General features: G+C 72.2%; 22 protein-coding genes and 1 pseudogene. 17 read left to right on the top strand and 6 right to left on the bottom strand.

The annotated features are described in order from the left end of the window. Positions 1–43 precede the first annotated feature (43 nt). The 3 genes from AB0G56_RS20265 (at position 44) to AB0G56_RS20255 (ending at position 2,818) form a co-directional block, all read left to right on the top strand. Positions 44–1,249, top strand: coding sequence for a sensor histidine kinase (locus AB0G56_RS20265; protein WP_360971001.1), 1,206 nt, complete (start codon positions 44–46; stop codon positions 1,247–1,249). 148 nt (positions 1,250–1,397) lie between these two features. Beyond that, positions 1,398–2,069: a response regulator transcription factor gene (locus AB0G56_RS20260; RefSeq protein WP_360970998.1), complete on the top strand. Its 672-nt coding sequence runs from the start codon at positions 1,398–1,400 to the stop codon at positions 2,067–2,069. 116 nt (positions 2,070–2,185) lie between these two features. Continuing rightward, entirely contained in the window at positions 2,186–2,818 is a 633-nt protein-coding gene (locus AB0G56_RS20255) for an AAA family ATPase (protein WP_360970995.1), read from the top strand. A gap of 36 nt (positions 2,819–2,854) precedes the next feature. Here the strand turns inward: AB0G56_RS20255 and AB0G56_RS20250 are convergent, their stop codons facing one another. Continuing rightward, a complete protein-coding gene (locus AB0G56_RS20250) occupies positions 2,855–3,961 on the bottom strand; it encodes a DUF5937 family protein (RefSeq protein ID WP_360970992.1) in 1,107 nt (368 codons plus the stop codon). A gap of 197 nt (positions 3,962–4,158) precedes the next feature. Here AB0G56_RS20250 and AB0G56_RS20245 point away from each other — a divergent pair, with 197 nt between their 5' ends. Beyond that, complete coding sequence (locus tag AB0G56_RS20245) at positions 4,159–4,410, top strand: hypothetical protein (RefSeq protein ID WP_360970989.1); 252 nt, start codon at positions 4,159–4,161, stop codon at positions 4,408–4,410. A gap of 168 nt (positions 4,411–4,578) precedes the next feature. Here AB0G56_RS20245 and AB0G56_RS20240 read toward each other — a convergent pair whose 3' ends face one another. Next, positions 4,579–5,829: a beta-eliminating lyase-related protein gene (locus tag AB0G56_RS20240; protein ID WP_360970986.1), complete on the bottom strand. Its 1,251-nt coding sequence runs from the start codon at positions 5,827–5,829 to the stop codon at positions 4,579–4,581. Between the two features lie 173 nt (positions 5,830–6,002). Between AB0G56_RS20240 and AB0G56_RS20235 the strand changes: the two genes are divergently transcribed. From AB0G56_RS20235 to AB0G56_RS20190, 10 genes are all read left to right on the top strand, one after another. Beyond that, positions 6,003–6,977 carry a DUF2520 domain-containing protein gene (locus tag AB0G56_RS20235; protein ID WP_360970983.1) on the top strand — a complete coding sequence of 325 codons (975 nt, stop codon included), beginning with the start codon at positions 6,003–6,005 and terminating at the stop codon, positions 6,975–6,977. A 151-nt stretch (positions 6,978–7,128) separates the two neighbouring features. Continuing rightward, positions 7,129–8,157, top strand: coding sequence for a pantoate--beta-alanine ligase (gene panC, locus AB0G56_RS20230; RefSeq protein ID WP_360970980.1), 1,029 nt, complete (start codon positions 7,129–7,131; stop codon positions 8,155–8,157). Further along, the gene (locus AB0G56_RS20225; protein WP_360970978.1) at positions 8,154–9,887 is read left to right on the top strand and encodes an L-aspartate oxidase; all 1,734 of its coding nucleotides are present in this window, start codon (positions 8,154–8,156) and stop codon (positions 9,885–9,887) included. The genes panC and AB0G56_RS20225 overlap by 4 nt, the downstream gene beginning before the upstream one ends. A gap of 5 nt (positions 9,888–9,892) precedes the next feature. Next, complete coding sequence (nadC, locus tag AB0G56_RS20220) at positions 9,893–10,870, top strand: carboxylating nicotinate-nucleotide diphosphorylase (RefSeq protein ID WP_360970975.1); 978 nt, start codon at positions 9,893–9,895, stop codon at positions 10,868–10,870. Between the two features lie 9 nt (positions 10,871–10,879). Continuing rightward, entirely contained in the window at positions 10,880–11,677 is a 798-nt protein-coding gene (locus AB0G56_RS20215) for a type III pantothenate kinase (RefSeq protein WP_360970972.1), read from the top strand. 169 nt (positions 11,678–11,846) lie between these two features. Beyond that, on the top strand, positions 11,847–12,656 hold the full coding sequence (locus AB0G56_RS20210; RefSeq protein WP_360970969.1) for a hypothetical protein: 810 nt from the start codon (positions 11,847–11,849) through the stop codon (positions 12,654–12,656). Between the two features lie 54 nt (positions 12,657–12,710). Then, positions 12,711–12,905, top strand: a complete 195-nt coding sequence (locus tag AB0G56_RS20205; RefSeq protein ID WP_360970966.1) for a hypothetical protein — start codon at positions 12,711–12,713, stop codon at positions 12,903–12,905. A gap of 140 nt (positions 12,906–13,045) precedes the next feature. Continuing rightward, positions 13,046–13,588 carry a BlaI/MecI/CopY family transcriptional regulator gene (locus tag AB0G56_RS20200; RefSeq protein ID WP_360970963.1) on the top strand — a complete coding sequence of 181 codons (543 nt, stop codon included), beginning with the start codon at positions 13,046–13,048 and terminating at the stop codon, positions 13,586–13,588. A 9-nt stretch (positions 13,589–13,597) separates the two neighbouring features. Next, positions 13,598–14,155 carry an amino-acid N-acetyltransferase gene (locus tag AB0G56_RS20195; RefSeq protein ID WP_360970960.1) on the top strand — a complete coding sequence of 186 codons (558 nt, stop codon included), beginning with the start codon at positions 13,598–13,600 and terminating at the stop codon, positions 14,153–14,155. Between the two features lie 261 nt (positions 14,156–14,416). Continuing rightward, on the top strand, positions 14,417–14,755 hold the full coding sequence (locus tag AB0G56_RS20190) for an Lsr2 family protein (RefSeq protein ID WP_360970957.1): 339 nt from the start codon (positions 14,417–14,419) through the stop codon (positions 14,753–14,755). 21 nt (positions 14,756–14,776) lie between these two features. Here the strand turns inward: AB0G56_RS20190 and AB0G56_RS20185 are convergent, their stop codons facing one another. Then, the gene (locus tag AB0G56_RS20185) at positions 14,777–15,412 is read right to left on the bottom strand and encodes an SCO3374 family protein (protein WP_360970954.1); all 636 of its coding nucleotides are present in this window, start codon (positions 15,410–15,412) and stop codon (positions 14,777–14,779) included. Positions 15,413–15,853: 441 nt separating this feature from the next. Here AB0G56_RS20185 and AB0G56_RS20180 point away from each other — a divergent pair, with 441 nt between their 5' ends. After that, on the top strand, positions 15,854–18,379 hold the full coding sequence (locus AB0G56_RS20180) for an ATP-dependent Clp protease ATP-binding subunit (protein ID WP_360970952.1): 2,526 nt from the start codon (positions 15,854–15,856) through the stop codon (positions 18,377–18,379). Positions 18,380–18,844: 465 nt separating this feature from the next. Here AB0G56_RS20180 and AB0G56_RS20175 read toward each other — a convergent pair. Together AB0G56_RS20175 and AB0G56_RS20170 are read right to left on the bottom strand one after the other, a co-directional pair. After that, positions 18,845–19,101: pseudogene (locus AB0G56_RS20175) on the bottom strand (hypothetical protein); the annotation flags it as partial. Between the two features lie 19 nt (positions 19,102–19,120). Next, positions 19,121–19,762: an HAD family acid phosphatase gene (locus AB0G56_RS20170; RefSeq protein WP_360970951.1), complete on the bottom strand. Its 642-nt coding sequence runs from the start codon at positions 19,760–19,762 to the stop codon at positions 19,121–19,123. 454 nt (positions 19,763–20,216) lie between these two features. Here AB0G56_RS20170 and AB0G56_RS20165 point away from each other — a divergent pair, with 454 nt between their 5' ends. Continuing rightward, positions 20,217–20,795, top strand: coding sequence for a M23 family metallopeptidase (locus tag AB0G56_RS20165; RefSeq protein WP_360970949.1), 579 nt, complete (start codon positions 20,217–20,219; stop codon positions 20,793–20,795). Positions 20,796–20,919: 124 nt separating this feature from the next. Here AB0G56_RS20165 and AB0G56_RS20160 read toward each other — a convergent pair whose 3' ends face one another. Beyond that, positions 20,920–21,516 (bottom strand): helix-turn-helix domain-containing protein, encoded by a 597-nt coding sequence (locus AB0G56_RS20160; RefSeq protein WP_360970947.1) that lies wholly within the window; start codon positions 21,514–21,516, stop codon positions 20,920–20,922. 155 nt (positions 21,517–21,671) lie between these two features. On the opposite strand from AB0G56_RS20160, the gene AB0G56_RS20155 reads away from it, so the two are divergent. Further along, on the top strand, positions 21,672–23,276 hold the full coding sequence (locus tag AB0G56_RS20155; RefSeq protein WP_360970946.1) for an MDR family MFS transporter: 1,605 nt from the start codon (positions 21,672–21,674) through the stop codon (positions 23,274–23,276). Positions 23,277–23,348: the final 72 nt, after the last annotated feature.

Here is a 23,348-nt window from a genome sequence, read left to right as displayed (position 1 = left end):
CGGTTGACCCATGCACCTATCACGCTTCCCTACTCTGGGTTACGTGCAGCGTCTCTATGACTTCCTCCGCAGGCACCCGACCGGGGTCGACGGCTTCTGGGCCCTCGTCCTGCTCGGGGCCTCAGCCCTGGGCGCGGTGAGTGTCGACAGGACGCCGAACCACCACGGAACGCTGGCCGGGGCACTGGCGGTGTCCGTCGTGCTGAGCGCGGTCGTCGCGCTGCGCCGCCGCATGCCCGAGAAGATGGTGCTGCTGGCGGCGGCGACGGGCGTGGCGCAGCTGGCGCTGGACGTCGAGACGACGGTCGCCGACTTCGCCATGCTGGTGATCATCTACACGGTCGCCGCGGTCGGCGCCCGCTGGGCCTCCCGGTTCGCCCTGGCCGGCGGGATGTGCGCGGCGACGCTCGCGCAGATCCGCTGGCCCCAGGAGAACTCCGGCGTCGCGGGCAACGTGGCGATAGCCGTCTTCACCACCGTGCCGTTCGCCCTGGCCTGGGTGCTCGGCGACTCCATGCGCACCCGGCGCGCCTACTTCGCGCAGTTGGAGGAGCGGGCCGCCCGGCTGGAGAAGGAGCGCGAGGCGCAGTCCAAGGTCGCGGTCGCCGCCGAACGCGCCCGTATCGCGCGCGAGCTGCACGACGTGGTCGCGCACAACGTCTCCGTGATGGTGGTGCAGGCCGACGGCGCCGCCTACGTCCTGGACGCCGCGCCCGACCAGGCCAGGAAGGCGCTGGAGACGATCTCCTCCACCGGCCGCCAGGCCCTCGCCGAGATGCGCCGCCTGCTGGGCGTGCTGCGCACCGGCGAGCACCAGGAGGGCGGCGAGTACGTGCCGCAGCCCAACGCCGAGCAGATCGAGGACCTGGTCGAGCAGTGCCGGGGGTCCGGGCTGCCCGTCGACTTCCGGGTCGAGGGCACGCCGCGCCCGCTGCCCAGCGGCGTCGAGCTGACGGCGTACCGCATCGTGCAGGAGGCCCTCACCAACACCCGCAAGCACGGCGGGCCGAACGCGGGTGCGAGTGTGCGCCTGGTGTACTTCGACGACGGCCTCGGCCTGCTCGTCGAGGACGACGGCAAGGGCGCACCGCACGAGCTGTACGAGGAGGGCGGCGCCGACGGACGGGGGCACGGCCTGATCGGGATGCGCGAACGCGTCGGTATGGTCGGCGGCACGCTGGACGCGGGGCCGCGACCCGGGGGAGGCTTCCGCATCAGTGCGCTGCTGCCCCTCAAGCCGGCGCACTGAAGCCGACGCACTGAAGCCGGCGCACCGGAGCCGGCGCACCGGCGTCGGCGCACGCCCAGCGCCGGCGACCGCCGCACCGCCCCGCCACGGCGAGCCCGCTCGCCGCCCGCCCACCTGCCCGCCGCCCTACCCGATGGAAGAGGACCCCATGACGATCCGCGTGATGCTCGTCGACGACCAGGTGCTGCTGCGCACCGGATTCCGGATGGTGCTCGCCGCCCAGCCGGACATGGAGGTCGTCGCCGAGGCGGGCGACGGCGTCGAGGCCCTCCAGGTGCTGCGGGCCACCGCGGTCGACGTGGTGCTGATGGACGTGCGCATGCCGAAGCTGGACGGCGTGGAGGCCACCCGGCGCATCTGCTCGGAGGCGAACCCGCCCAAGGTGCTGATCCTGACCACCTTCGACCTCGACGAGTACGCCTTCTCCGGGCTGAAGGCGGGCGCCTCCGGGTTCATGCTCAAGGACGTGCCGCCCGGCGACCTGCTCGCCGCGATCCGCGCCGTGCACAGCGGCGACGCGGTGGTGGCGCCCTCCACCACGCGCCGTCTGCTCGACCGGTTCGCGCCCATGCTGCCTGCCGGCGGGCAGGAGCCCCAGCACAAGGAGCTGCAGCGGCTCACCGAGCGCGAGCGCGAGGTGATGGTCCTGGTCGCGCAGGGCCTGTCCAACGGCGAGATCGCCGCCCGCCTGGTGCTGTCCGAGGCGACGGTGAAGACCCACGTCGGTCGCATCCTCACCAAGCTGGGCCTGCGCGACCGCGTGCAGGTGGTGGTCCTCGCCTACGAAACGGGCCTGGTCCGGGCCGGCGGCCACGGCTGAGGGACCCGGGCGTCGGCGGCCGCGCCTGAGGCACCCGGACGCCGGGCGCCACGGCTGAAGGGGCCCCGGCCGGGGAAGGGCCCCCGAGAGGAGCGGGCCGCCGGTAGGGTCTGCGCATGCTCCTGTGGATCAACGGGCCCTTCGGGGGCGGCAAGACACAGACCGCGCACGAGATCCGGGACCGTCTTCCGGGCAGCGTCATCTGTGATCCCGAGCACGCCGGCTTCGGTCTGCGCCGCATGCTGCCGCCCGCGCTCCGGGGCGACTTCCAGGACCTGGCGTCCTGGAGGCAGGGCGTGGTCGAGGTGCTCGATCTCGCGCTGACGCTCCACGACGGGGTGGTCATCGCCCCCATGACCGTCACCGACCCCGGCCACTTCGCCGAGACGGTGGGACGGCTGCGGGAACTGGGACACGACGTACGGCACTTCACGCTCCTCGCGGAGCGCGACACCGTACTGAAGCGGCTTCGGGAGCGCGGTCCCGGGCACCTCCTCCAGCGAGCGGCCGGGAAGAACACCGGGCCGTACCGGGAGTCCTGGGCCGTCCGGCAGCTCGACCACTGCCTCGCGCGGCTGCGCGAACCGGAGTTCGCCGAGCACCTGTGGACCGACCACTCGACCGTCCCCAGGACCGCGGACCGGATCGCCGTCCTGGCCGGGCTGGAGCTGCGGCCCCACACCGGAGGGCCGCTGCGCACCCGGCTCAGGCAGGCGCGGGTCGGCATCCGGCACATCCGGTTCGACTGACCCGGCCACCGGCCATCGGTCACCGCCCGGGCCGGCCTACCTGAGGATCCCCTCCAGGAAGTCGCTGCCCAGCCGGGCCACCATCGCCACGTCCAACTGGTGGTAGACGTACCGCCCGCGGCGCCGGGTGGTGACCAGGCCCGCCTTCTTCAGCACGCTCAGGTGCCGGGATATCTCCGGAGCGGTCATGCCGTGCGCCTGGGTCAGCTCGCTGGTCGTGAACGCGCTGCGGGCCAGGCTGCGGCACAGTCTCATCCGCACCGGGTGGGACAGCGCGGACATCCGCAGGGTCAGCTGCTCCACCGACGGCGGGGCGGACAGCTCGGGGGAGCCGACCGGGTAGTGCAGCGCAGGCTGCCAGTCGTGGCGGTGCAGGACCATCAGGTGCGGCCAGCCGAGGCTCGTCGGTATGAGCAGCAGGCCTCCGTCCGCCGTGGCCGTACGGCCCTCGCCGAGCTTGTCGACCGTGATCCGGCAGGCCGTCTCGTCCAGCTCGACCGCGGGGGACACCGCTGCCAGCGCCTCCGCCAGGCCCCGGCGGCGCAGCAGCTCCGTCTTGTGCCGGGCGTCCGCCGCGAGCTGGTGGCGCAGCCGGGACCAAGTCTCCGCGAAGAACGCCTCGTCGCAGTCCTGGAGGAACTGCCGCAACCAGCCCCTGATGCGCGGCGGGTCGGCCAGCAGGCGCTCGCTGAAGCGCACCTGCTGCGGGCCGCGGGCGGCGGCCAGTTCCAGGGCGCGGCGGCGCAGGCGCGCGTCCGCGAGCGGGCCCGGGCCCGGTTCGCTGTAGGGCAGGGCGCAGGTGAACTCCAGGGCCGCGTCCACGAACTGCTCGTCGGAGAGCTTGTCGAGCAGGTCCAGCTCCTCGGCGAGGGACTGACCCGGCAGCCCCGTCCCGCCGGGCAGGCCGGCGAAGGGCATGAAGAGGTCGGAGAACGTCGTCCGCCACAGGAAGTCCGCCTCGCACATCCGGTCGGCGAGATGGGAGTCGAGCCGGGCGGTCACGCCCGTGGCCCAGCCCTGGAGGCCCGGGTGGTGCCCCGGCTCCGACAACGCGTGCAGCGCCATGCCCAGCTCGGCCAGGGGCGAGGGCACGGCGGCGACCCTCTCCGGCCGCAGCCCCGTGATGTCGATGCGCACGCTCATGTCCCCATGGTGCACGGCGCCACCGACAACGCGGCTCCCGATTGACGGCCGCCGTCAATCGGCGGGACTTCGCGCGGGCACCGCCGCAACCTGGAGCCACCGGGGCAGCCGCGGAGCCCGCCCCCGGGCCCCCTCCCGCTTCCTTTCCGTTCCGCTTTCCCTGCCGCTCCCTTCACGTCCTGAGAAGGCGATACGCCATGAGCATCACCGAGCAGTACCTCCTCGACCTCCATCGCGCGCGTCAGCACGGCGAGCCGGAGCCCCCCGCGCCGGGCCTGAACGACTGGCAGGTCGCGCGCGAACTGCGCGACCGCCGGCGCTTTCGCGCCGTGGTCGCGGGCCGCCCGGCGCACGGGCGGCTGCGCCTCGCGCTGGACCGGTGGCGGCACCGGCAGACGCGCCGGCGCACGCCCGGCGGTTCGCGCCGGCCCCGCCCCAGCGGCTGCTGACGGCGGGCAGCGCACTTCACGCGGCCGCCGGCCCGGGGCAGCGCGCTTCCCCTGCCGGGATCGCCGACCGGCTGCAGTGCGCTTCGCGCGGTCGCCGCTCCAGCGCCGGCGTGCTTCCCGCGGGAGCCGACACGACAGAGCGCCGGCGTGCTCCGGCGCCTGCCGTCCTCAGGGCAGCCGCGTCACGAAGTCGGCGACCGCCGCTCGCACGTCGTCCGCCGTCCACTCCAGACCGGCGGCGCGCACGGTCACCTCGGTGAAGGCCGCCCCGGGGCCGCCGCCGTCCCAGGGGCGGGCGAACAGCAGGGTGCGCGTCGCCTCCCCCTGGCGCACCGCCGCCTCGGCGAGCACGTCCGCGTCGTACGGCAACCAGACCTGGAACTCGTGGGTGTGCGGCACCTCCGGATGCACACGGAACCAGGGCACCCCGGCAGCCTCGAAGCCCTCGCGCAGCGCGGCGGCCACCACGCGCGCGTGCCGAACGTACGCGGGCAGGCGGGGCAGCTCCCGTTCGAGTCCGGCCAGCGCCGACAGCGCGGTCGGGAACTGCTGGAAGACCGTGCCCCCGTACCGGTGCCGCCAGGCCTTCGCCTCCTCCACCAGTTCCCGCGGCCCGGCGAGCAGCGCACCGCCGAGGCCTTCCAGTGACTTGTAGAGCGACACGTACACGCTGTCGGCCAGGTCCGCGATCTCCGCCAGGGAACGCCCGAAATGCTCGGTGGTCTCCCACAGGCGCGCGCCGTCGAAGTGCACCACGAGGTCCCGCTCGCGCGCCGCCTCGACGACCTCGGTCAGCTCCGGCCAGGTGGGCAGCACGAAACCGGCGTCCCGCAGGGGCAGCTCCAGCATCAGCGTCCCGACGGACTCGTCCAGAGCGCGCACCTCGTCGGCGGTCGGCTGCCGCGGCTCGCTCGTCACCCGCACCGGGCGCAGGCCGCTGACCTGGCTGAGCGCATGGCGTTCGTGCACCTCGGGGTGGGAGAGGGCGTGCAGGGCCACGGCCGGGTTCCCGGTGCGGGCCGCCCAGCAGCGCAGGGCGACCTGCTGCGCCATCGTGCCGGTCGGGAAGAAGGCGGCGGTCTCCTTGCCGAGCAGTGCCGCGACCTTCCCCTCCAGCGCCTCGACGACACCGTTGCCGTAGAGGTCCGACGGCTCGTCGAGGTCGTACACCTCCTCGGCCCGGTCCAGCGCGGCGAGCCGCTCCCGGAGCGTGCCCAGGTACCCGAGGCGGGAGAGCACGCGCTCCGCGCCCCGGTTCACGGCTATGCGCCGCTCGCGCAGCCGCTTGCGCCGCTCCTCGTCCGAGCCCGGCTCGCGCCCGAGCAGCAGTTGCCCTTCGTCATCGGGTCCCGCCTGCTCCGTCCCTGACCGATCCGGTCCCGCCTGGTCCGTTCCCGACCGATCCGCTCTGTCACTCATGCCGTGGATCATCCCGCGCGGCGACCGCGGCGGGCACCCGGATTTCCTCCGTCGCCCGCCGTGGTGAAACCCACAGCCTGTGGACGAACGGACCCCGCCCCGACGGATAGCGTTAACATGACGAGAAATCGTCCGGTACCGGGAGCGGACTGGAACGGGAAGGCCACTGTCGCGTGAGTACAAGCCAACAGCCAGACCCCAGGGACCGCCCCGCGCGGCTCACCGTCGGCGTCGTCGGCGCCGGCCGGGTGGGCCCCGCGCTCGCCGCGTCCCTCCAGCTCGCGGGCCACCGGCCGGTGGCCGCCTCGGGCGTCTCCGACGCCTCCAGGCGCCGTGCCGACCTGATGCTGCCCGGCGTCCCCCTGGTGCCCCCCGCCGAGGTGCTCCAGCGCGCCGACCTGGTGCTCCTCACCGTCCCCGACGACACCCTGCCCGGCCTCGTCGCCGGCCTCGCCGAGACCGGCGCCGTACGCCCCGGCCAACTGCTCGTGCACACCTCCGGGCGGTACGGCGCGAAGGTGCTGGACCCGGCGCTGCGCGCGGGCGCGCTGCCGTTGGCCCTGCACCCGGCGATGACCTTCACCGGCACTCCCGTGGACGTGCAGCGGCTGGCCGGGTGCTCCTTCGGCGTCACCGCTCCCGAGGAGCTGCGGCTGGCCGCCGAGGCCCTGGTCATCGAGATGGGTGGCGAGCCCGAGTGGATCGCCGAGGAGCGGCGGCCGCTCTACCACGCGGCGCTCGCCCTGGGCGCCAACCACCTGGTGACGCTGGTGGCGCAGTCCATGGAGCTGCTGCGCGAGGCCGGTGTAGGGGCCCCCGACCGGATGCTCGGCCCGCTGCTGGGCGCCGCCCTCGACAACGCCCTGCGCTCCGGCGACGCGGCCCTCACCGGCCCCGTCGCGCGCGGGGACGCGGGTACGGTCGCGGCGCACGTCGCCGAGCTGCGCCGCCACGCCCCGCAGACCGTCGCCGGCTACCTGGCGATGGCCCGCGCCACCGCCGACCGCGCCCTCGCCCACGGACTGCTCAAGCCCGAACTGGCCGCGGACCTGCTGGACGTCCTCGCCGCCGGAACCGACGCAGCCCCCGGCCCCGGGGACCCGGGCGGCCCGGGACCGGCCGGCGACGGCGAAGGGGATGCCCGATGACCGGCGCGGGGCACTCGACGCACCGGACGGCACCGAAGGACACGGTGCCGGAGAAGCCGCGGAACACGGCACCGGCCCCGCGCGACACGGCACCGGAGTACGCAGAGGAAGGCCGCCCGGTGACCCCGGCGCCCGAGAACGGAGACGCCCGATGACCACCACCCTGCTGCGCACCGCCGACGAGCTGCACGCACGCGCGCGTACCGGCCGCCGCGCCGTCGTGATGACCATGGGTGCCCTGCACGAGGGCCACGCCACCTTGATCCGTGCCGCGCGCGGCATCGCCGGTGACGGCGGCGAGGTCGTCGTCACCGTCTTCGTCAACCCGCTCCAGTTCGGCGCGGGCGAGGACCTGGACCGCTACCCGCGCACCCTGGAAGCCGACCTCAAGGTCGCCGAGCAGGCGGGCGCCGACGTCGTCTTCGCGCCGTCCGTCGACGAGGTCTACCCGGGCGGCGAGCCCCAGGTCCGCGTCACCGCCGGGCCGATGGGCGAGCGTCTGGAGGGCGCCTCGCGCCCCGGCCACTTCGACGGCATGCTCACCGTCGTCGCCAAGCTGCTGCACCTGACCCGTCCCGACGCGGCCCTGTACGGGCAGAAGGACGCCCAGCAGCTCGCGCTGATCCGCCGCATGGCGCGCGACCTCAACTTCGGCGTGGAGATCGTCGCCGTCCCGACCGTCCGCGAGGACGACGGGCTGGCCCTCTCCAGCCGCAACCGCTACCTCTCCCCGCGGGAGCGGCACACCGCCCTCGCCCTCTCCCAGGCCCTGTTCGCGGGCCGTGACCGGCACGCCGCCCAGGAGGCGCTGCGCGCCCGGGCCCGCGAGGTGCCCTCCACGCGCGCGCGTGCCGAGGCCCTGAGCGCGCTGGGGGAGTCCCGCGCGGCGGCCGACGCCGCCGCCGTCGCCAAGGCGGCTCCCGGCGCGGCCGACGCCGTCCGCGCGGCGGCCCGGCTGGTCCTCGACGAGGCCGCCCGCCTGGACCCGCCGCTCGAACTCGACTACCTGGCCCTGGTCGACCCGTCCGACTTCACCGAGATCGGGGGCGACTTCACCGGCGAGGCCGTGCTCGCCGTCGCCGCCCGGGTCGGGGCGACCCGGCTGATCGACAACCTGCCCCTCACCTTCGGAAACCCCGGGAACCCCGGGGCCCCGGAACCCCTTGGAGCCGCCTCGTGACCAGCACAGGCATACGACTGCACGCGCCCGCGCCCGGGTGGTCCATCGCCGCGGACGTCGTGGTCGTCGGCTCCGGTGTCGCCGGTCTGACCGCGGCCCTGCGCTGCGAGGCCGCGGGCCTGACCACGGTCGTCGTCACCAAGGCCCGCCTCGACGACGGCTCCACCCGCTGGGCCCAGGGCGGCATCGCCGCGGCCCTCGGCGAGGGCGACACGCCGAGGCAGCACCTGGACGACACGCTGGTGGCCGGGGCCGGTCTGTGCGACGAGGAGGCCGTACGGATCCTCGTGACCGACGGGCCCGACGCCGTACGGCGGCTGATCTCCACGGGCGCGCGGTTCGACACGGACGACGAGGGCGGCATCCAGCTCACCCGCGAGGGCGGCCACCACCGCCGCCGCATCGTGCATGCGGGCGGTGACGCGACCGGCGCCGAGGTCTCCCGGGCGCTCGTCGAGGCGGTCCGCGCGCGGGGCGTGCGCACCGTCGAGAACGCGCTCGTGCTGGACCTGCTCACCGACGCCGGCGGCCGCGCCGCGGGCGTGACCCTGCACGTCATGGGCGAGGGCCAGCACGACGGCGTCGGCGCCGTGCACGCGCCCGCCGTGGTCCTCGCGTCCGGCGGCATGGGCCAGGTCTTCTCCGCGACCACCAACCCCTCGGTGTCCACCGGCGACGGCGTCGCGCTCGCCCTGCGCGCGGGCGCGGAGGTCTCCGACCTGGAGTTCGTGCAGTTCCACCCCACCGTGCTCTTCCTCGGCGCGGACGCCGAGGGCCAGCAGCCGCTGGTCTCCGAGGCGGTGCGCGGTGAGGGCGCCCACCTGGTCGACGCCGACGGCGTGCGGTTCATGGTGGGGCAGCACGAACTGGCCGAACTGGCGCCGCGGGACATCGTCGCCAAGGGCATCACGCGCCGCATGCAGGAACAGGGTGCCGAACACATGTACCTGGACGCGCGGCACTTCGGCGCCGGGATGTGGGAGCACCGCTTCCCGACGATCCTGGCCGCCTGCCGCGCCCACGGCATCGACCCGGTCACCGAGCCGATCCCGGTCGCCCCGGCCGCCCACTACGCCTCCGGGGGCGTGCGCACCGACGCCCGCGGCAGGACCACCGTGCCCGGTCTGTACGCCTGCGGGGAGGTCGCCTGCACCGGCGTCCACGGCGCCAACCGGCTCGCTTCCAACTCCCTCCTGGAGGGGCTGGTCTACGCCGAGCGGATCGCCGCCGACATCGCGCGGGAGCGGTCGCACGACGGCCTGCACGCGCGCGTGCCCCAGCCGGTCCCCCGCGCCGAGCAGCCCGCGCACCCGCTCCTGGCCCCCGAGACGCGGTTCGCGATCCAGCGGATCATGACGGAGGGCGCCGGCGTGCTGCGCTCCGCCGCCTCCCTGGCCAGGGCCGCCGACCGGCTCGAACAGCTGCACGCCGAGGCGCGCGGCGCGCTGGAGGAGAACGGCAAGACCGCCGAGCCCGGCGTCGACACCTGGGAGGCCACCAACCTCCTGTGCGTGGCCCGGGTCCTGGTCGCCGCCGCCCGGCTGCGGGAGGAGACCCGCGGCTGCCACTGGCGCGAGGACCACGCCGAGCGCGACGACGCCCACTGGCGCTGCCACATCGTCGTACGGCTGAACTCCGCGCGTACGCCCCTCGTGCACACCACGGACACCGCAGACTTCCCCCCGACCCGACCCGGGGCCACCGCGCCCCGCCGTCCCCAGGAGCAGTGACACAAGTGAGCACCGAAGACTTTCCCCTCGCCTCGAACGGCGGCTGCGGCGACGGCTGTGCCTGCGGCGCGGACGCCGACGAGGAGTACCTGGAGTGCGGGCTGGACCCCGCGCTCGCCGAACTGCTGGCCGGCGCCGGACTCGACCCGGTGGAGATCGAGGACATCGCCAACGTCGCCATCCAGGAGGACCTCGCCCACGGCGTGGACGTGACGACGGTCGCGACCATCCCCGAGGAGGCCGTGGCCACCGGTGACTTCACCGCGCGCGAGGCCGGCGTGGTGGCGGGCCTGCGCGTCGCCGAGGCGGTCCTCTCGGTCGTCTGCACGGACGAGTTCGAGGTCGAGCGGCACGTCGAGGACGGCGACCGCGTCGAGGCCGGGCAGAAGCTGCTGTCGGTCACCACGCGCACGCGTGACCTGCTGACCGCCGAGCGCAGCGCCCTCAACCTCCTGTGCCGCCTGTCGGGCATCGCCAGCGCCACGCGCGCGTGGGCGGACGCCCTGGACGGCACCAAGGCCAAGGTGCGCGACACCCGCAAGACGACCCCGGGCCTCAGGTCCCTGGAGAAGTTCGCCGTCCGGGCCGGCGGGGGCGTCAACCACCGCATGTCCCTCTCGGACGCCGCCCTGGTCAAGGACAACCACGTCGTGGCCGCCGGCGGCGTCGGGCAGGCCTTCAGGGCCGTACGGGAGGCCTTCCCGGACGTGCCGATCGAGGTCGAGGTCGACACCCTGCACCAGCTGCGCGAGGTCGTGGACGCGGGCGCCGACCTGATCCTGCTCGACAACTTCACCCCCGGTGAGTGCGAGGAGGCCGTGGCGATCGTCGACGGCCGCGCGCTCCTGGAGGCCTCGGGCCGGCTCGCCCTGGACAACGCCCGCGCCTACGCGGAGACAGGCGTCGACTTCCTGGCCGTCGGGGCCCTCACCCACTCCTCGCCGATCCTGGACATCGGCCTGGACCTGCGCGAGGCGGAGTAGGAACCGGCCATGCTCCTGACCATCGACGTAGGCAACACGCACACGGTCCTCGGCCTGTTCGACGGGGACGACATCGTGGAGCACTGGCGCATCTCCACCGACGCCCGCCGCACGGCCGACGAGCTGGCCGTGCTCCTGCAGGGCCTGATGGGCATGCACCCGCTGCTCGGCGACGAACTGGGCGACGGCATCGACGGCATCGCGATCTGCGCGACCGTGCCGTCGGTCCTGCACGAGCTGCGCGAGGTGACCCGGCGCTACTACGGCGACGTACCGGCCGTGCTCGTCGAGCCGGGCGTCAAGACCGGGGTGCCGATCCTGACCGACAACCCCAAGGAGGTCGGCGCGGACCGCATCATCAACGCGGTCGCGGCCGTCGAGCTGTACGGGGGCCCGGCCGTCGTCGTGGACTTCGGCACGGCGACGACGTTCGACGCGGTGTCCGCGCGCGGGGAGTACATCGGCGGCGTCATCGCCCCCGGTATCGAGATCTCCGTGGACGCCCTCGGCGTCAAGGGCGCCCAGCTGCGCAAGATCGAGGTGGCCAGGCCGCGCAGCGTGATCGGCAAGAACACGGTCGAGGCGATGCAGGCCGGCATCGTCTACGGGTTCGCCGGGCAGGTCGACGGCGTCGTGAGCCGCATGGCCCGCGAACTGTCCGACGATCCGGACGACGTCACCGTGATCGCGACCGGCGGGCTCGCGCCGATGGTGCTCGGCGAGTCCTCCGTGATCGACGAGCACGAGCCCTGGCTGACCCTGATCGGCCTGCGGCTGGTCTACGAGCGGAACGTGTCCCGCATGTGACGCGCCCGCCCGGCACGCGCGCGGGTGCCGCTCCATCACACAGGCACGCGCGCGTGTGCGGCACGTCCGGTGCGCCGTGCGCGTGCCGCACGCCCGACGCACCACACGCCACGCACGCCACGCACGCGCCTTATGTCGAATTTGTCTGATTAGCGCGTATGGTCGGCCTATGCCCACGCCATACGGAACCCGCGGCGGCATGGCGTTCGGCGCGGAGGAGCTGCGTGTGCTCCGCCGCGCCCTCGCCGTCGCCCTTCATCTCCGTCCCGCCCGTGCCGAGGACGTGCAGGACTGTCTCCGCCTCGCCGAGTCGCTCGACGAGGCGATGCGCGAGGGCGCCCGGCTGCGCGCGTTCCTGGTGGCCGACCTGGCCCGCTACCGTGACGCGCTGCCCGGCACGGCCGTCGGCTACCTCGCGCTCCTGGAGGAGGCCCTGGGCGCCGGGTACCGGCCCGGCTCCGACGACCTCGCCGCCCTGCGCGCCCTGCGCGGCAACCCGGCCGCCGCCGCCCTCCTGCACCGCTGCGGGCCCAGGGCCGCCGCCCCCGCGGTGCCCGCCCCGGCAGGCCCGGCCCCCGCGGTGCCCACCGCGCCCGTGCCCGCCTCCCGCGCCCCGCGCGAACCGCTCGGCGCGTACGACACGCCCGGCCCGCGCGAACCCCTCGGCGTGTACGACACGCCCGGCCCGCGCCACCCCCTCGGCGTCGCCCGCGCCCTCGTCGCCGTGCCGGGCGCCCGCGCGAGCCAGGGCGGCGGCCCCGGCAAGGTCCCCGCGAAGCGGCCGGCGCCCAAGCCGGGCGAGCGCCCCGCCCCCGCGCGGCCCGCGCCCGCCCCGCCCGGTCCGGCGCCCGCCCCCGGCGGCGGGAAGCCCGTGCGCCGTCCCGTCCCCACGCCGGGCGAGGTCTTCCCGCGGCGCAAGCCGGCCCCGCCCTCCCCGGGCCCCGAGCAGCGGCTGGCCGCGCGGCTCGCCGCGGTGTAGCGGTCCGGACCACCCCGCCCCTGTTTGTCCCACGCCCCTGGCTACTCTGGATCCATGGACTACGTCTCCGCACTCGTTCCGCCGATCGTGATGGCCGCCTTCTTCATCGGTCTGGTCAGGGTGATCGTGAAGACCCAGGGCGGGGCCGCCAAGGCCAAGGAGGACGCGGCCGTCGACGCCGCCCTGGTGCCCGCCCGCGGCGGCCAGGCCGCGGCCTCCACCGCCGGCAACGTTTCCACCGACGCCTGACACGGCGTACGGCCCGCAGCACGGACGCCCCCGTCACGCTGCGCGCCGTACGCCCTTTTTGTTCGCATTTGCCGCGTGAGCGCACGTTCGGCACGCCATTGCCCGCATCTCCCACTATGGTCTGAGGTGTGCCTCGCCCCTTGGGAGAACTCGAAGACGCGGTCATGACGCGGGTGTGGAAGTGGAACCGCCCGGTGACCGTTCGAGAAGTCCTGGAAGACCTCCAACAGGAACGGTCCATCGCGTACACCACGGTGATGACCGTTTTGGACAATCTCCATCAGAAGGGCTGGGTGCGGCGGGAAGCGGAAGGCCGGGCCTATCGATATGAGGCGGTCTCCACCCGGGCCGCCTACGCGGCCGCACTGATGAACGACGCCTGGTCCCAGAGCGACAACGCCGCGGCCGCTCTCGTCGCCTTCTTCGGCATGATGAGCGAGGAACAGCGGCGCGCGCTGCGGGATGCCGTACGGATCGTCGAAGGCACTCCCGAGGGCGGGACCTCGGTCCTCGGCGCACAAGGCGGCCCGGTGCGAGGAACAGAAGCGGCGGAAGGAACGGCGGCGGCCCCGGGCGAAGTGCCGGATACCGCGGAAGCCGCCGAAGGGACCTCCGCCGAAGGGCCTGCCACCGAATCAGGCGACCGGAACCCCGGCTCGGCGCCGGACAGCGCCGGGCGATAGCGTCCGCTCATGCCCGCAGAGCGCCCCGTAGAGCAACCGGCAGAGCATCCCGAAGTCCCCGCAAAAGCCATCACTGTCCGGCGGGCCCGGACCAGCGATGTGCCGGCCGTGCGCCGGCTGCTGGACGCCTACGCCCGCGAGCGCATCCTGCTCGACAAAGCGACGGTGACGCTTTACGAGGACATCCAGGAGTTCTGGATCGCCGAACGGGACGACAACGCCGAGGTCGTCGGCTGCGGCGCACTGCACGTGATGTGGGAAGACCTGGCGGAAGTGCGCACGCTCGCGGTGAAGCCGGGACTCAAGGGCGCCGGTGTCGGTCACCAGGTGCTGGAGAAGTTGCTGCAGACCGCGCGCTGGCTCGGCGTTCGCCGTGTTTTCTGTCTGACCTTCGAAGTCGACTTCTTCGAGAAGCACGGCTTCGTGGAGATCGGTGAGACACCCGTCGACACGGATGTCTACGCGGAGCTGATGCGTTCCTATGACGAGGGCGTGGCGGAGTTCCTCGGGCTCGAACGGGTGAAACCGAACACCTTGGGCAACAGCCGGATGCTTCTGCATCTGTGACCCACAGGGACGCCCGAAGAGACGTCCGGCGCCGCGTGAGGAAGCCGCATTCCGTCGGACCGGTCATGCCCGCGTTCCCTATGTCCGAAACGCGCATGTTTCCGGGCGGTGATGAGGGTCCGGTCTCTCCCAGGGGTTTGTGTTTTTCCCGCAAAAGCGGTTTGCTTTCCGACGTACTGCAGTACTGCATATAACAGGGGACGGCGAAACGGCGGATGCCGACCAACCCCGGCCCTGACGTTATCGATGAAAGGAAATCCGGTGGCACAGAAGGTTCAGGTCCTTCTTGTCGACGACCTCGACGGTGGCGAGGCGGACGAGACCGTGACGTTCGCACTGGACGGCAAGACATACGAGATCGATCTCACCACCGCCAATGCGGACAAGCTCCGCGGCCTTCTCGAGCCGTACGTCAAGAGCGGCCGGCGTACCGGGGGCCGTGCTTCGGGCGGCCGCGGAAAGGCGCGCGCGGCGGCGTCCGGCGGCGGTCAGGACACCGCGCAGATCCGCGCCTGGGCGAAGGAGAACGGTTACGAGGTCAACGACCGCGGCCGTGTCCCCGCGACCATCCGCGAGGCCTACGAGAAGGCCAACGGCTGACCGAGGCAGGCGAGAGGCTTTTCACGGCCCGAAGGCACGGGGGAGCGCCATCGGCAGGCCGCACGCGCGCCGCAGCCGGATCCGGTGGCAGTGCGTCGCCACCGTGTTCACCAGCCGTACGAGATCGGGGGCACCCCCGCCGCCCCCCAGCGCCGACACGGCCGACATGGCCGGCAGCGAGGTCTCGACCTCGCGTCCGGGCTCGGGGGGCCGCAGCCACTCGGCGGCCCCCTGCGGACCAGGCCGCTCCCGCGCCCGCGATCCGGTGCCGGGCGGTGTCGGAGCGTCCATCTGCGTCCCCGCGCCGAGGCCCACCAGGTCCAGGTCCAGCGCGTCCCACTCCAGCCACCGCAGCAGCCCCGGCAGCTCCTCCGCGCTGCCCGCGGCCACCAGCAGCCGCATCCGGTCCGCCTGCACGGCCACCGGGGACGCCGGCACCCCTGGACGGAGCCCCGGATGGCGCAGTGCCGCGCGCCCCGCTTCCAGGGGCACGTCCAGGACGTCGAAGCGGCGGCCCACGACAAGTCGTACCGGTGCCCCGGGCACCGTCGCCCACCCCAGTTCGTTCTCGTACCAGTGCCGCGCCCGGTCGCCGGGGTCGAGCGGCCGACGAGGAGGCGGGACCGGGAGAGGGATCGTGGGAAGACTGCCGACCATGCCAGTGCAACCGCCGGAAAGACCCGGAGGTTACGCTGGGTCGCCTCGCGTGAGCACACCGTTCCGGAATCGGGGGCGCGCGGAGGCGGTGAAGGGCGCAAGGTTGTTCGCCCATAGCGGAGGGAACCGGTGCGCGCCGCATGGAGTGTCAGTTCCCACGGGTAAGACATGCCTAGTGGGAGGGGGCGACACGCAAGGCCACACCCGGGCAGAGGAGTCTCACGTTCGCCATCGGCGTACTGGCGACTGGGGTAACTGCCTGGCCTGCGGGAACATCGTCTCGCACCATCGGGTTGGAGCAGATGTCGGCGTTCGGGGTCAGGAGGCCATCGACGGTGTCGGCAGTTGGAATGAGCGGTCCCCGCTTGCGGGACTAAGCTGCGGAAGGACAGGGAGGGGAAGTTCCCCCCACTGCCTGACCGCTCTGAGGAGCGATTAACGATGTTCGAGAGGTTCACCGACCGCGCGCGGCGGGTTGTCGTCCTGGCTCAGGAAGAAGCCCGGATGCTCAACCACAACTACATCGGCACCGAGCACATCCTCCTGGGCCTGATCCACGAGGGTGAGGGTGTCGCCGCCAAGGCCCTTGAGAGCCTCGGGATTTCGCTCGAGGCGGTCCGCCAGCAGGTGGAGGAGATCATCGGCCAGGGCCAGCAGGCGCCCTCCGGCCACATTCCCTTCACCCCCCGTGCCAAGAAGGTCCTGGAGCTGTCGCTCCGCGAGGCCCTTCAGCTGGGCCACAACTACATCGGCACGGAGCACATCCTGCTCGGCCTGATCCGTGAGGGCGAGGGCGTCGCCGCCCAGGTCCTGGTCAAGCTGGGCGCAGACCTCAACCGGGTGCGGCAGCAGGTGATCCAGCTGCTCTCCGGTTACCAGGGCAAGGAGACCGCCACCGCCGGCGGCCCTGCCGAGGGCACCCCCTCGACGTCCCTGGTCCTCGACCAGTTCGGCCGGAACCTCACCCAGGCCGCCCGTGAGTCCAAGCTCGACCCGGTCATCGGGCGCGAGAAGGAGATCGAGCGGGTCATGCAGGTGCTGTCCCGCCGTACCAAGAACAACCCGGTGCTGATCGGTGAGCCCGGCGTCGGCAAGACCGCCGTCGTCGAGGGCCTCGCCCAGGCCATCGTCAAGGGCGAGGTGCCCGAGACCCTCAAGGACAAGCACCTCTACACCCTGGACCTCGGTGCCCTGGTCGCCGGCTCCCGCTACCGCGGTGACTTCGAGGAGCGCCTGAAGAAGGTGCTCAAGGAGATCCGCACCCGCGGCGACATCATCCTGTTCATCGACGAGCTGCACACGCTGGTCGGTGCGGGTGCCGCCGAGGGCGCCATCGACGCGGCCTCCATCCTGAAGCCGATGCTGGCCCGCGGTGAGCTGCAGACCATCGGTGCCACCACCCTGGACGAGTACCGCAAGCACCTGGAGAAGGACGCGGCCCTGGAGCGCCGCTTCCAGCCCATCCAGGTCGCCGAGCCGTCCCTGCCGCACACCATCGAGATCCTCAAGGGCCTGCGCGACCGGTACGAGGCGCACCACCGCGTCTCGATCACCGACGAGGCCCTGGTCCAGGCCGCCACCCTGGCCGACCGCTACATCTCGGACCGCTTCCTGCCGGACAAGGCGATCGACCTGATCGACGAGGCCGGCTCGCGGATGCGCATCCGCCGGATGACCGCGCCGCCGGACCTGCGCGAGTTCGACGAGAAGATCGCCGCCGTCCGCCGGGACAAGGAGTCCGCGATCGACTCGCAGGACTTCGAGAAGGCCGCCTCCCTGCGCGACAAGGAGAAGCAGCTCCTGGCCGCCAAGGCCAAGCGGGAGAAGGAGTGGAAGGCCGGCGACATGGACGTCGTCGCGGAGGTCGACGGCGAGCTGATCGCCGAGGTCCTCGCCACGGCCACCGGCATCCCGGTCTTCAAGCTGACCGAGGAGGAGTCCAGCCGTCTGCTCCGCATGGAGGACGAGCTGCACAAGCGGGTCATCGGCCAGGTCGACGCCGTCAAGGCGCTGTCCAAGGCGATCCGCCGTACGCGTGCCGGACTCAAGGACCCGAAGCGTCCGGGCGGCTCGTTCATCTTCGCCGGTCCGTCCGGTGTCGGTAAGACCGAGCTGTCCAAGGCACTCGCCGAGTTCCTCTTCGGTGACGAGGACGCGCTGATCTCCCTCGACATGTCGGAGTTCAGCGAGAAGCACACGGTCTCGCGCCTCTTCGGTTCGCCCCCCGGCTACGTGGGCTACGAGGAGGGCGGCCAGCTGACGGAGAAGGTCCGCCGCAAGCCGTTCTCGGTCGTCCTGTTCGACGAGGTCGAGAAGGCGCACCCGGACATCTTCAACTCGCTGCTGCAGATCCTGGAGGACGGTCGCCTGACCGACTCCCAGGGCCGGGTCGTGGACTTCAAGAACACGGTCATCATCATGACGACCAACCTCGGCACCCGGGACATCTCCAAGGGCTTCAACCTGGGCTTCGCGGCCTCGGGCGACACGAAGACCAACTACGAGCGCATGAAGAACAAGGTCTCGGACGAGCTGAAGCAGCACTTCCGGCCCGAGTTCCTCAACCGCGTCGACGACGTGGTCGTCTTCCCGCAGCTCACGCAGGCCGACATCCTGCAGATCGTCGACCTGATGATCGGCAAGGTGGACGAGCGCCTGAAGGACCGGGACATGGGCATCGAGCTGTCCCAGTCCGCCAAGGAGCTGCTGTCCAAGAAGGGCTACGACCCCGTTCTGGGCGCCCGGCCGCTGCGCCGGACGATCCAGCGCGAGATCGAGGACTCGCTCTCGGAGAAGATCCTCTTCGGCGAGCTGCGCCCCGGTCACATCGTGGTCGTGGACACCGAGGGCGAGGGCGACGAGAAGACCTTCACCTTCCGGGGTGAGGAGAAGTCGGCGCTGCCCGACGTCCCGCCGATCGAGCAGGCGGCCGGCGGAGCCGGACCGAACCTGAGCAAGGACGCGTAGCCCTCCGGGAGGCGACGCACCGAAAGGGGCTGCCCCGGGACCGAGAGGTCCCGGGGCAGCCCCTTTTCCAGCGCTCGACCAGCGTCACCGTGATCCCGGGGAAGACCTCCGCGTACCGGCCGGCCGCGTACCGGCCGGCCGGGAAGCGGCTGCCGGGACGGGTCTGCGGGGTGACCCGCGCGGTCCGGGCAGGCGCGAGGCCAGGACGGACGGGTTCTCGGTGCCCCGCAGGGAGAGGACGCGCACCTGGGCGGTACCCGGCAGGCGGGGCACGGTCTTGACTGCGGTGCCCGGCAGGTGGGCACGGCCTCGACGTTCTCGGACCAGATCTCGTCACGAGACTCGCGCTGAGTGAGGTGCGGCGTGGTCGGTGCGGGCAGCTCGGCCACGGGTCGCCAGTTTTCGGCTGTAGGGGCGGTCGGCGGCGGGGACTCGTCCGGACCCTCGACCGGGACCAGGGCGCGGCCCAGCCGTCAGGACGCGTACGGCCCAGCCCTCCGGCGGGGTGAGCGGGCCGCTCACCGCCTTGAGGAAGCCGGCGGGGGAGGGGAGCGGTCCGGTGCGATCAGGGTGCGCGGGGGCAGCGCGCGGGGGACGCGGCCGCCGTGCCGGGCGGCGGTGACCGCCGGCCACTGCACCGGAGCCGTCCTCCCCGACCCGGCGCCGCCCCGCGGCAGGACCCGGGAAGCGGCGAGCAGGGCCACCTCGGCGGGCAGCCGGGCGTGTGTCCTGACCGGCGCGTCAGGACAACTGGCCGTCGTAGTCCGGCAGTTTGAACGTCTTCTCGGCGTGGCCGCCGGAGAGGTCGGTGGCGCTGTTGCCGATGTTCGCGATGATCGTGTAGCCCTTGGCCTCGATGCCTGCGCGCTGTGCGGTCTTGTAGTCGGCGATGTTCGTGAACAGGTCGAGCAGACCGCGGACGGAGAGGCCGTCGACGCGGTAGCCGTCGTGCTCCAGGTTGTACTCGGTCGGCGCCTTGATGATCCCGGGGCGGGCGGTGACGAAGAACAGCGCGACGCCGTGCTCCTGCGCGTAGCGGGCGGCCTCCAGCACGGGCTCGTCGGCCGGCTGGGGCCAGCTGAAGCCGAAGCCGGTCTCCAGGGTGGTGTTGTCGACGTCGAACACGATGGCCTGCTTCTCGCCGGGGCCGCCGTGCGCGATGCGCTCCTTCAGGTAGGGCAGCGCCTGGTCCATCACGCGTCGGCAGTCCTCCTGCCAGGTGGCGTGGCCGACCTTCCCGGACGCGGCGCCGGAAGCGGCCGGGGCGGCGGGGGCCGGGGAGCCGGTCGCGGCGTGGGCGCCCGCGGGGACGGCCAGTGCGGTGGCGGCGACCGTGGCGAGGGCGGTCATACCGGTGCGGCGCGTCCAGGTGCCTGTGGTCATCGAGGGGGTTCCTCTCCCGTCCGTAACGCTGCGGATGGGGTGCGAGCATGCTCCTGCGCCAGGGCGGCGGGAGGGGAACCGATTGATTACTTGCCGGTAACTCTGCTGAGACGGACGCCATATGAGCCCGGTCACAGGGAAGCGAGGGTCAGGGGGGTCTGCCGGTGACATGGGGCACAAGCGTTTCCGGCCGTACTAGGGCGCTTAGTGGGGGACAGGATTCAATAAAGCGGACATTTCGCCCGGCTGAATGGGCTGCCATGGGGGTTTTACAGGTGTTTTGTCCTAGATGGGCGAGGTGTCAAGAGATCTGAATCACTGTCCTCTCTTACTAGTTTGTGTCGTAGAGGGGGTGTTTGAGGCGTGATGACCGGCCGGGTTACCAAGGTGTGGCCCGCCCGGCGAAGCACCTGCGTCCGGGAGGTCCTCATGTCCCCCACCCACAGAGGTTTCGATGTTCCAGCGCGCCACCGTCCGTTCTTCCCGTGCGACCAAGCTCCGTACCCGTGCCGCCGTCCTGGCCGCAGGCCTGGGAGTCACGGCCGCGCTGGGGGCGGGCGCCGCGTCGGCCGCCGAGATGGCGGCCCCGACCGCCACCGTCGCCAAGTCGGCGGCGGCCTGGGTCGACCCGGTGAAGAACTACACCCTCACCGCCAGCTTCAACCAGGGCGGCAGCCACTGGATGCACAAGCACAGCGGCCAGGACTTCGCCGTGCCGATCGGCACCGACGTCGTCGCCGCGCACGGCGGTACGGTCGTCAAGGCCGGTCCCAATGGCGGTGGCGACGGCCCCGCCTACGGCAACGCCATCGTCATCAAGCACGCCAACGGGCTCTACTCCCAGTACGCCCACCTCTCCCGCATCGACGTGAAGGTCGGTCAGGTCCTCGCCACCGGGCAGCACATAGCCAAGTCCGGCAACACCGGCAACACCACCGGCCCGCACCTGCACTTCGAGGTGCGCACGACCCCGAACTACGGCTCCGCCGTCAACCCGGTCGTCTTCCTGCGCGCCCACGGCGTGAAGGTCTGAGGCCGGGCCGAAGGCCGGAGCCGAGGCGTGAAGGCCTGAGCGCACCCCTGGTGACGCCAGGCTGAACGATTCAGCACCGTGCCGCCCCGCTGTGTCCGCAGCGGGGCGGCACGGTGCTGTGCGCTCAGGCCCCGCGGGCGCCCCGGTGAGCCTGGGTCACCATGTCGATGGAGACCTCGAGCACGGCCTTGCGCCGCTCCTCGGGGTCGCCTTCGAGGTCCTGCATGACGAACATGCCGGCGTGCAGCGTGAACAGGGCGCTGATGCAGCGCACCTGGTCGGTCAGGCTCGCGTCCGGGTCGATGATGATGTCCCGCAGGCCGCGCATCCGGTCCTTGAAGGTGTCGCCGATGCGCAGTTCCCGTACCGTCGCCTGGTTCTCCTGCATGAAGCGGAACAGCGGGGAGGCGCCGGCCAGCGCGTCGCTGTAGCGGCGGACGATCTCCTGCTTGGTCTCCAGCGTGTGCGGCTGGCCCCGGCCCCACTCGATCAGGTCCTGGATCGGCTGCGTCAGGTCCTCGAAGAGGCTGACGATGATCTCTTCCTTGGTCCTGAAGTGGTAGTAGAGCGCGGCTTTCGTGACGTCCAGGCGCTCGGCGATCTCGCGCAGGGACGTCTTCTCGTAGCCCTGCTCGGCGAAGAGTTCGAGGGCCACGTCCTGGATGCGCTGGCGGGTGTTGCCGCGGCGCTGCTGCTTGGTGCCGTCCATCGTGACGCCCATCCTCGTACTCCTTGCGCTGTCCCGGAAACCTACCTGCCGACAGGCCAGTGGAAACTTACTTGACGACCGGCTAGTAAAGCTCTACCTTCCCGAGTGTAATGACTTGCCGGGCGGCAAGTAAGTGGGACAGGCACACCTGGGGGAGCTGGGGAACGATGGCGGACACAGCGATAGCCACGGCAGAGGCCGAGAAAGCGGGCGAACAGCCCAGGAGCGTACGGGTCGTGCTGCTCGCGCTCATGATCGCCATGATGCTCGCGATGCTCGACAACATGATCGTGGGCACCGCGATGCCGACGATCGTCGGCGAGCTGGGCGGGCTCCAGCACCTGTCCTGGGTGGTGACCGCCTACACGCTGGCCACCGCGGCGGCCACCCCGCTGTGGGGCAAGCTCGGCGACATGTACGGGCGCAAGGGCGCCTTCATGACCTCCATCGTGATCTTCCTGGCCGGTTCCGCGCTGAGCGGCATGGCGCAGGACATGGGTCAGCTGATCGGCTTCCGCGCCCTCCAGGGCCTGGGCGCCGGCGGTCTGATGGTCGGCGTGATGGCCATCATCGGCGACCTGATCCCGCCCCGTGAGCGTGGCAAGTACCAGGGCATGATGGCCGGTGTCATGGCGCTGGCGATGATCGGCGGCCCGCTGGTCGGCGGCACCATCACCGACAACTGGGGCTGGCGCTGGGCCTTCTACATCAACCTGCCGCTCGGCGCGGTGGCGCTCGTCGCGATCAGCGCCGTGCTGCACCTGCCGAAGAAGCGCTCGCAGGCGCGCGTCGACTACCTGGGCGCCGCGCTGCTCACCCTCGGCATCAGCTCCATCGTGCTCGTCACCACCTGGGGCGGCACGGAGTACGCCTGGACGTCCGCGCGGATCATGGAACTGACCGCGATCGGCGTGGCCGCGCTCGTCGGGTTCGTGTTCTGGCAGACCAAGGCCGCCGAGCCGATCGTGCCGCTGCACATCTTCCGCAGCCGCAACTTCACCCTGATGTCGGTCATCGGCTTCATCACCGGCTTCGTGATGTTCGGCGCGGTGCTCTTCCTGCCGCTCTACCAGCAGTCGGTGCAGGGAGCCTCCGCGACCAACTCCGGCCTCCTGCTGCTGCCCATGCTCGGCGCGATGCTCGTCGTGTCGATGATCGCGGGCCGGGTCACCACCAACAGCGGCCGCTACAAGATCTTCCCGGTGGTCGGCAGCGTCCTCATGGTGGCAGGGCTGTACCTGCTGTCCATGATGGACACGGAGACCAGCCGGCTCACCTCGGGTCTGTACATGGCCGTCCTCGGCGCGGGCATGGGCTGCCTGATGCAGATCACCATGCTGGTCGCGCAGAACAGCGTCCAGATGAAGGACATCGGCGTGGCCTCCTCGTCCGCCACCCTCTTCCGTACGCTCGGCTCGTCCTTCGGCGTCGCGATCATGGGCGCGCTCTTCAACAACCGGGTCCAGGACGTCATGGCCGAGCGGGCCGGCGCCTCGGGCTCCAAGATGACCGAGAAGTCCGCGCAGCTGGACGCGGCGAGCCTGGCCAAGCTCCCGGACGCCATCCGCGAGGCCTACCAGCACGCGGTGTCCTCCGGAACCCACTCGGCCTTCCTGCTCGGTTCCGTGGTGGGCGTCGTCGCCCTGGTCGCCGCGGTGTTCGTGAAGGAAGTCCCGCTGAAGGGCGCAGGTCCGGCCACGGCGAAGGCGGCCGACGCGCAGGTGACCGACGCGAAGGCGGCCGACGCGAAGGCGGCGGAGGCGCAGGCGTAGAGCGGCGCTCCCGGGCTTCCCCGGAAGCGCCCGCGCGCCCCCCCGCACCGCACGGAGGCCCCCGGCTCTCGC

Source organism: Streptomyces sp. NPDC021356 (assembly GCF_040641015.1).
GTDB lineage: Bacteria > Actinomycetota > Actinomycetes > Streptomycetales > Streptomycetaceae > Streptomyces.
The sequence above is the reverse complement of the archived record's forward strand: the minus strand, read 5'-3'. Positions and strand labels throughout refer to the sequence as shown.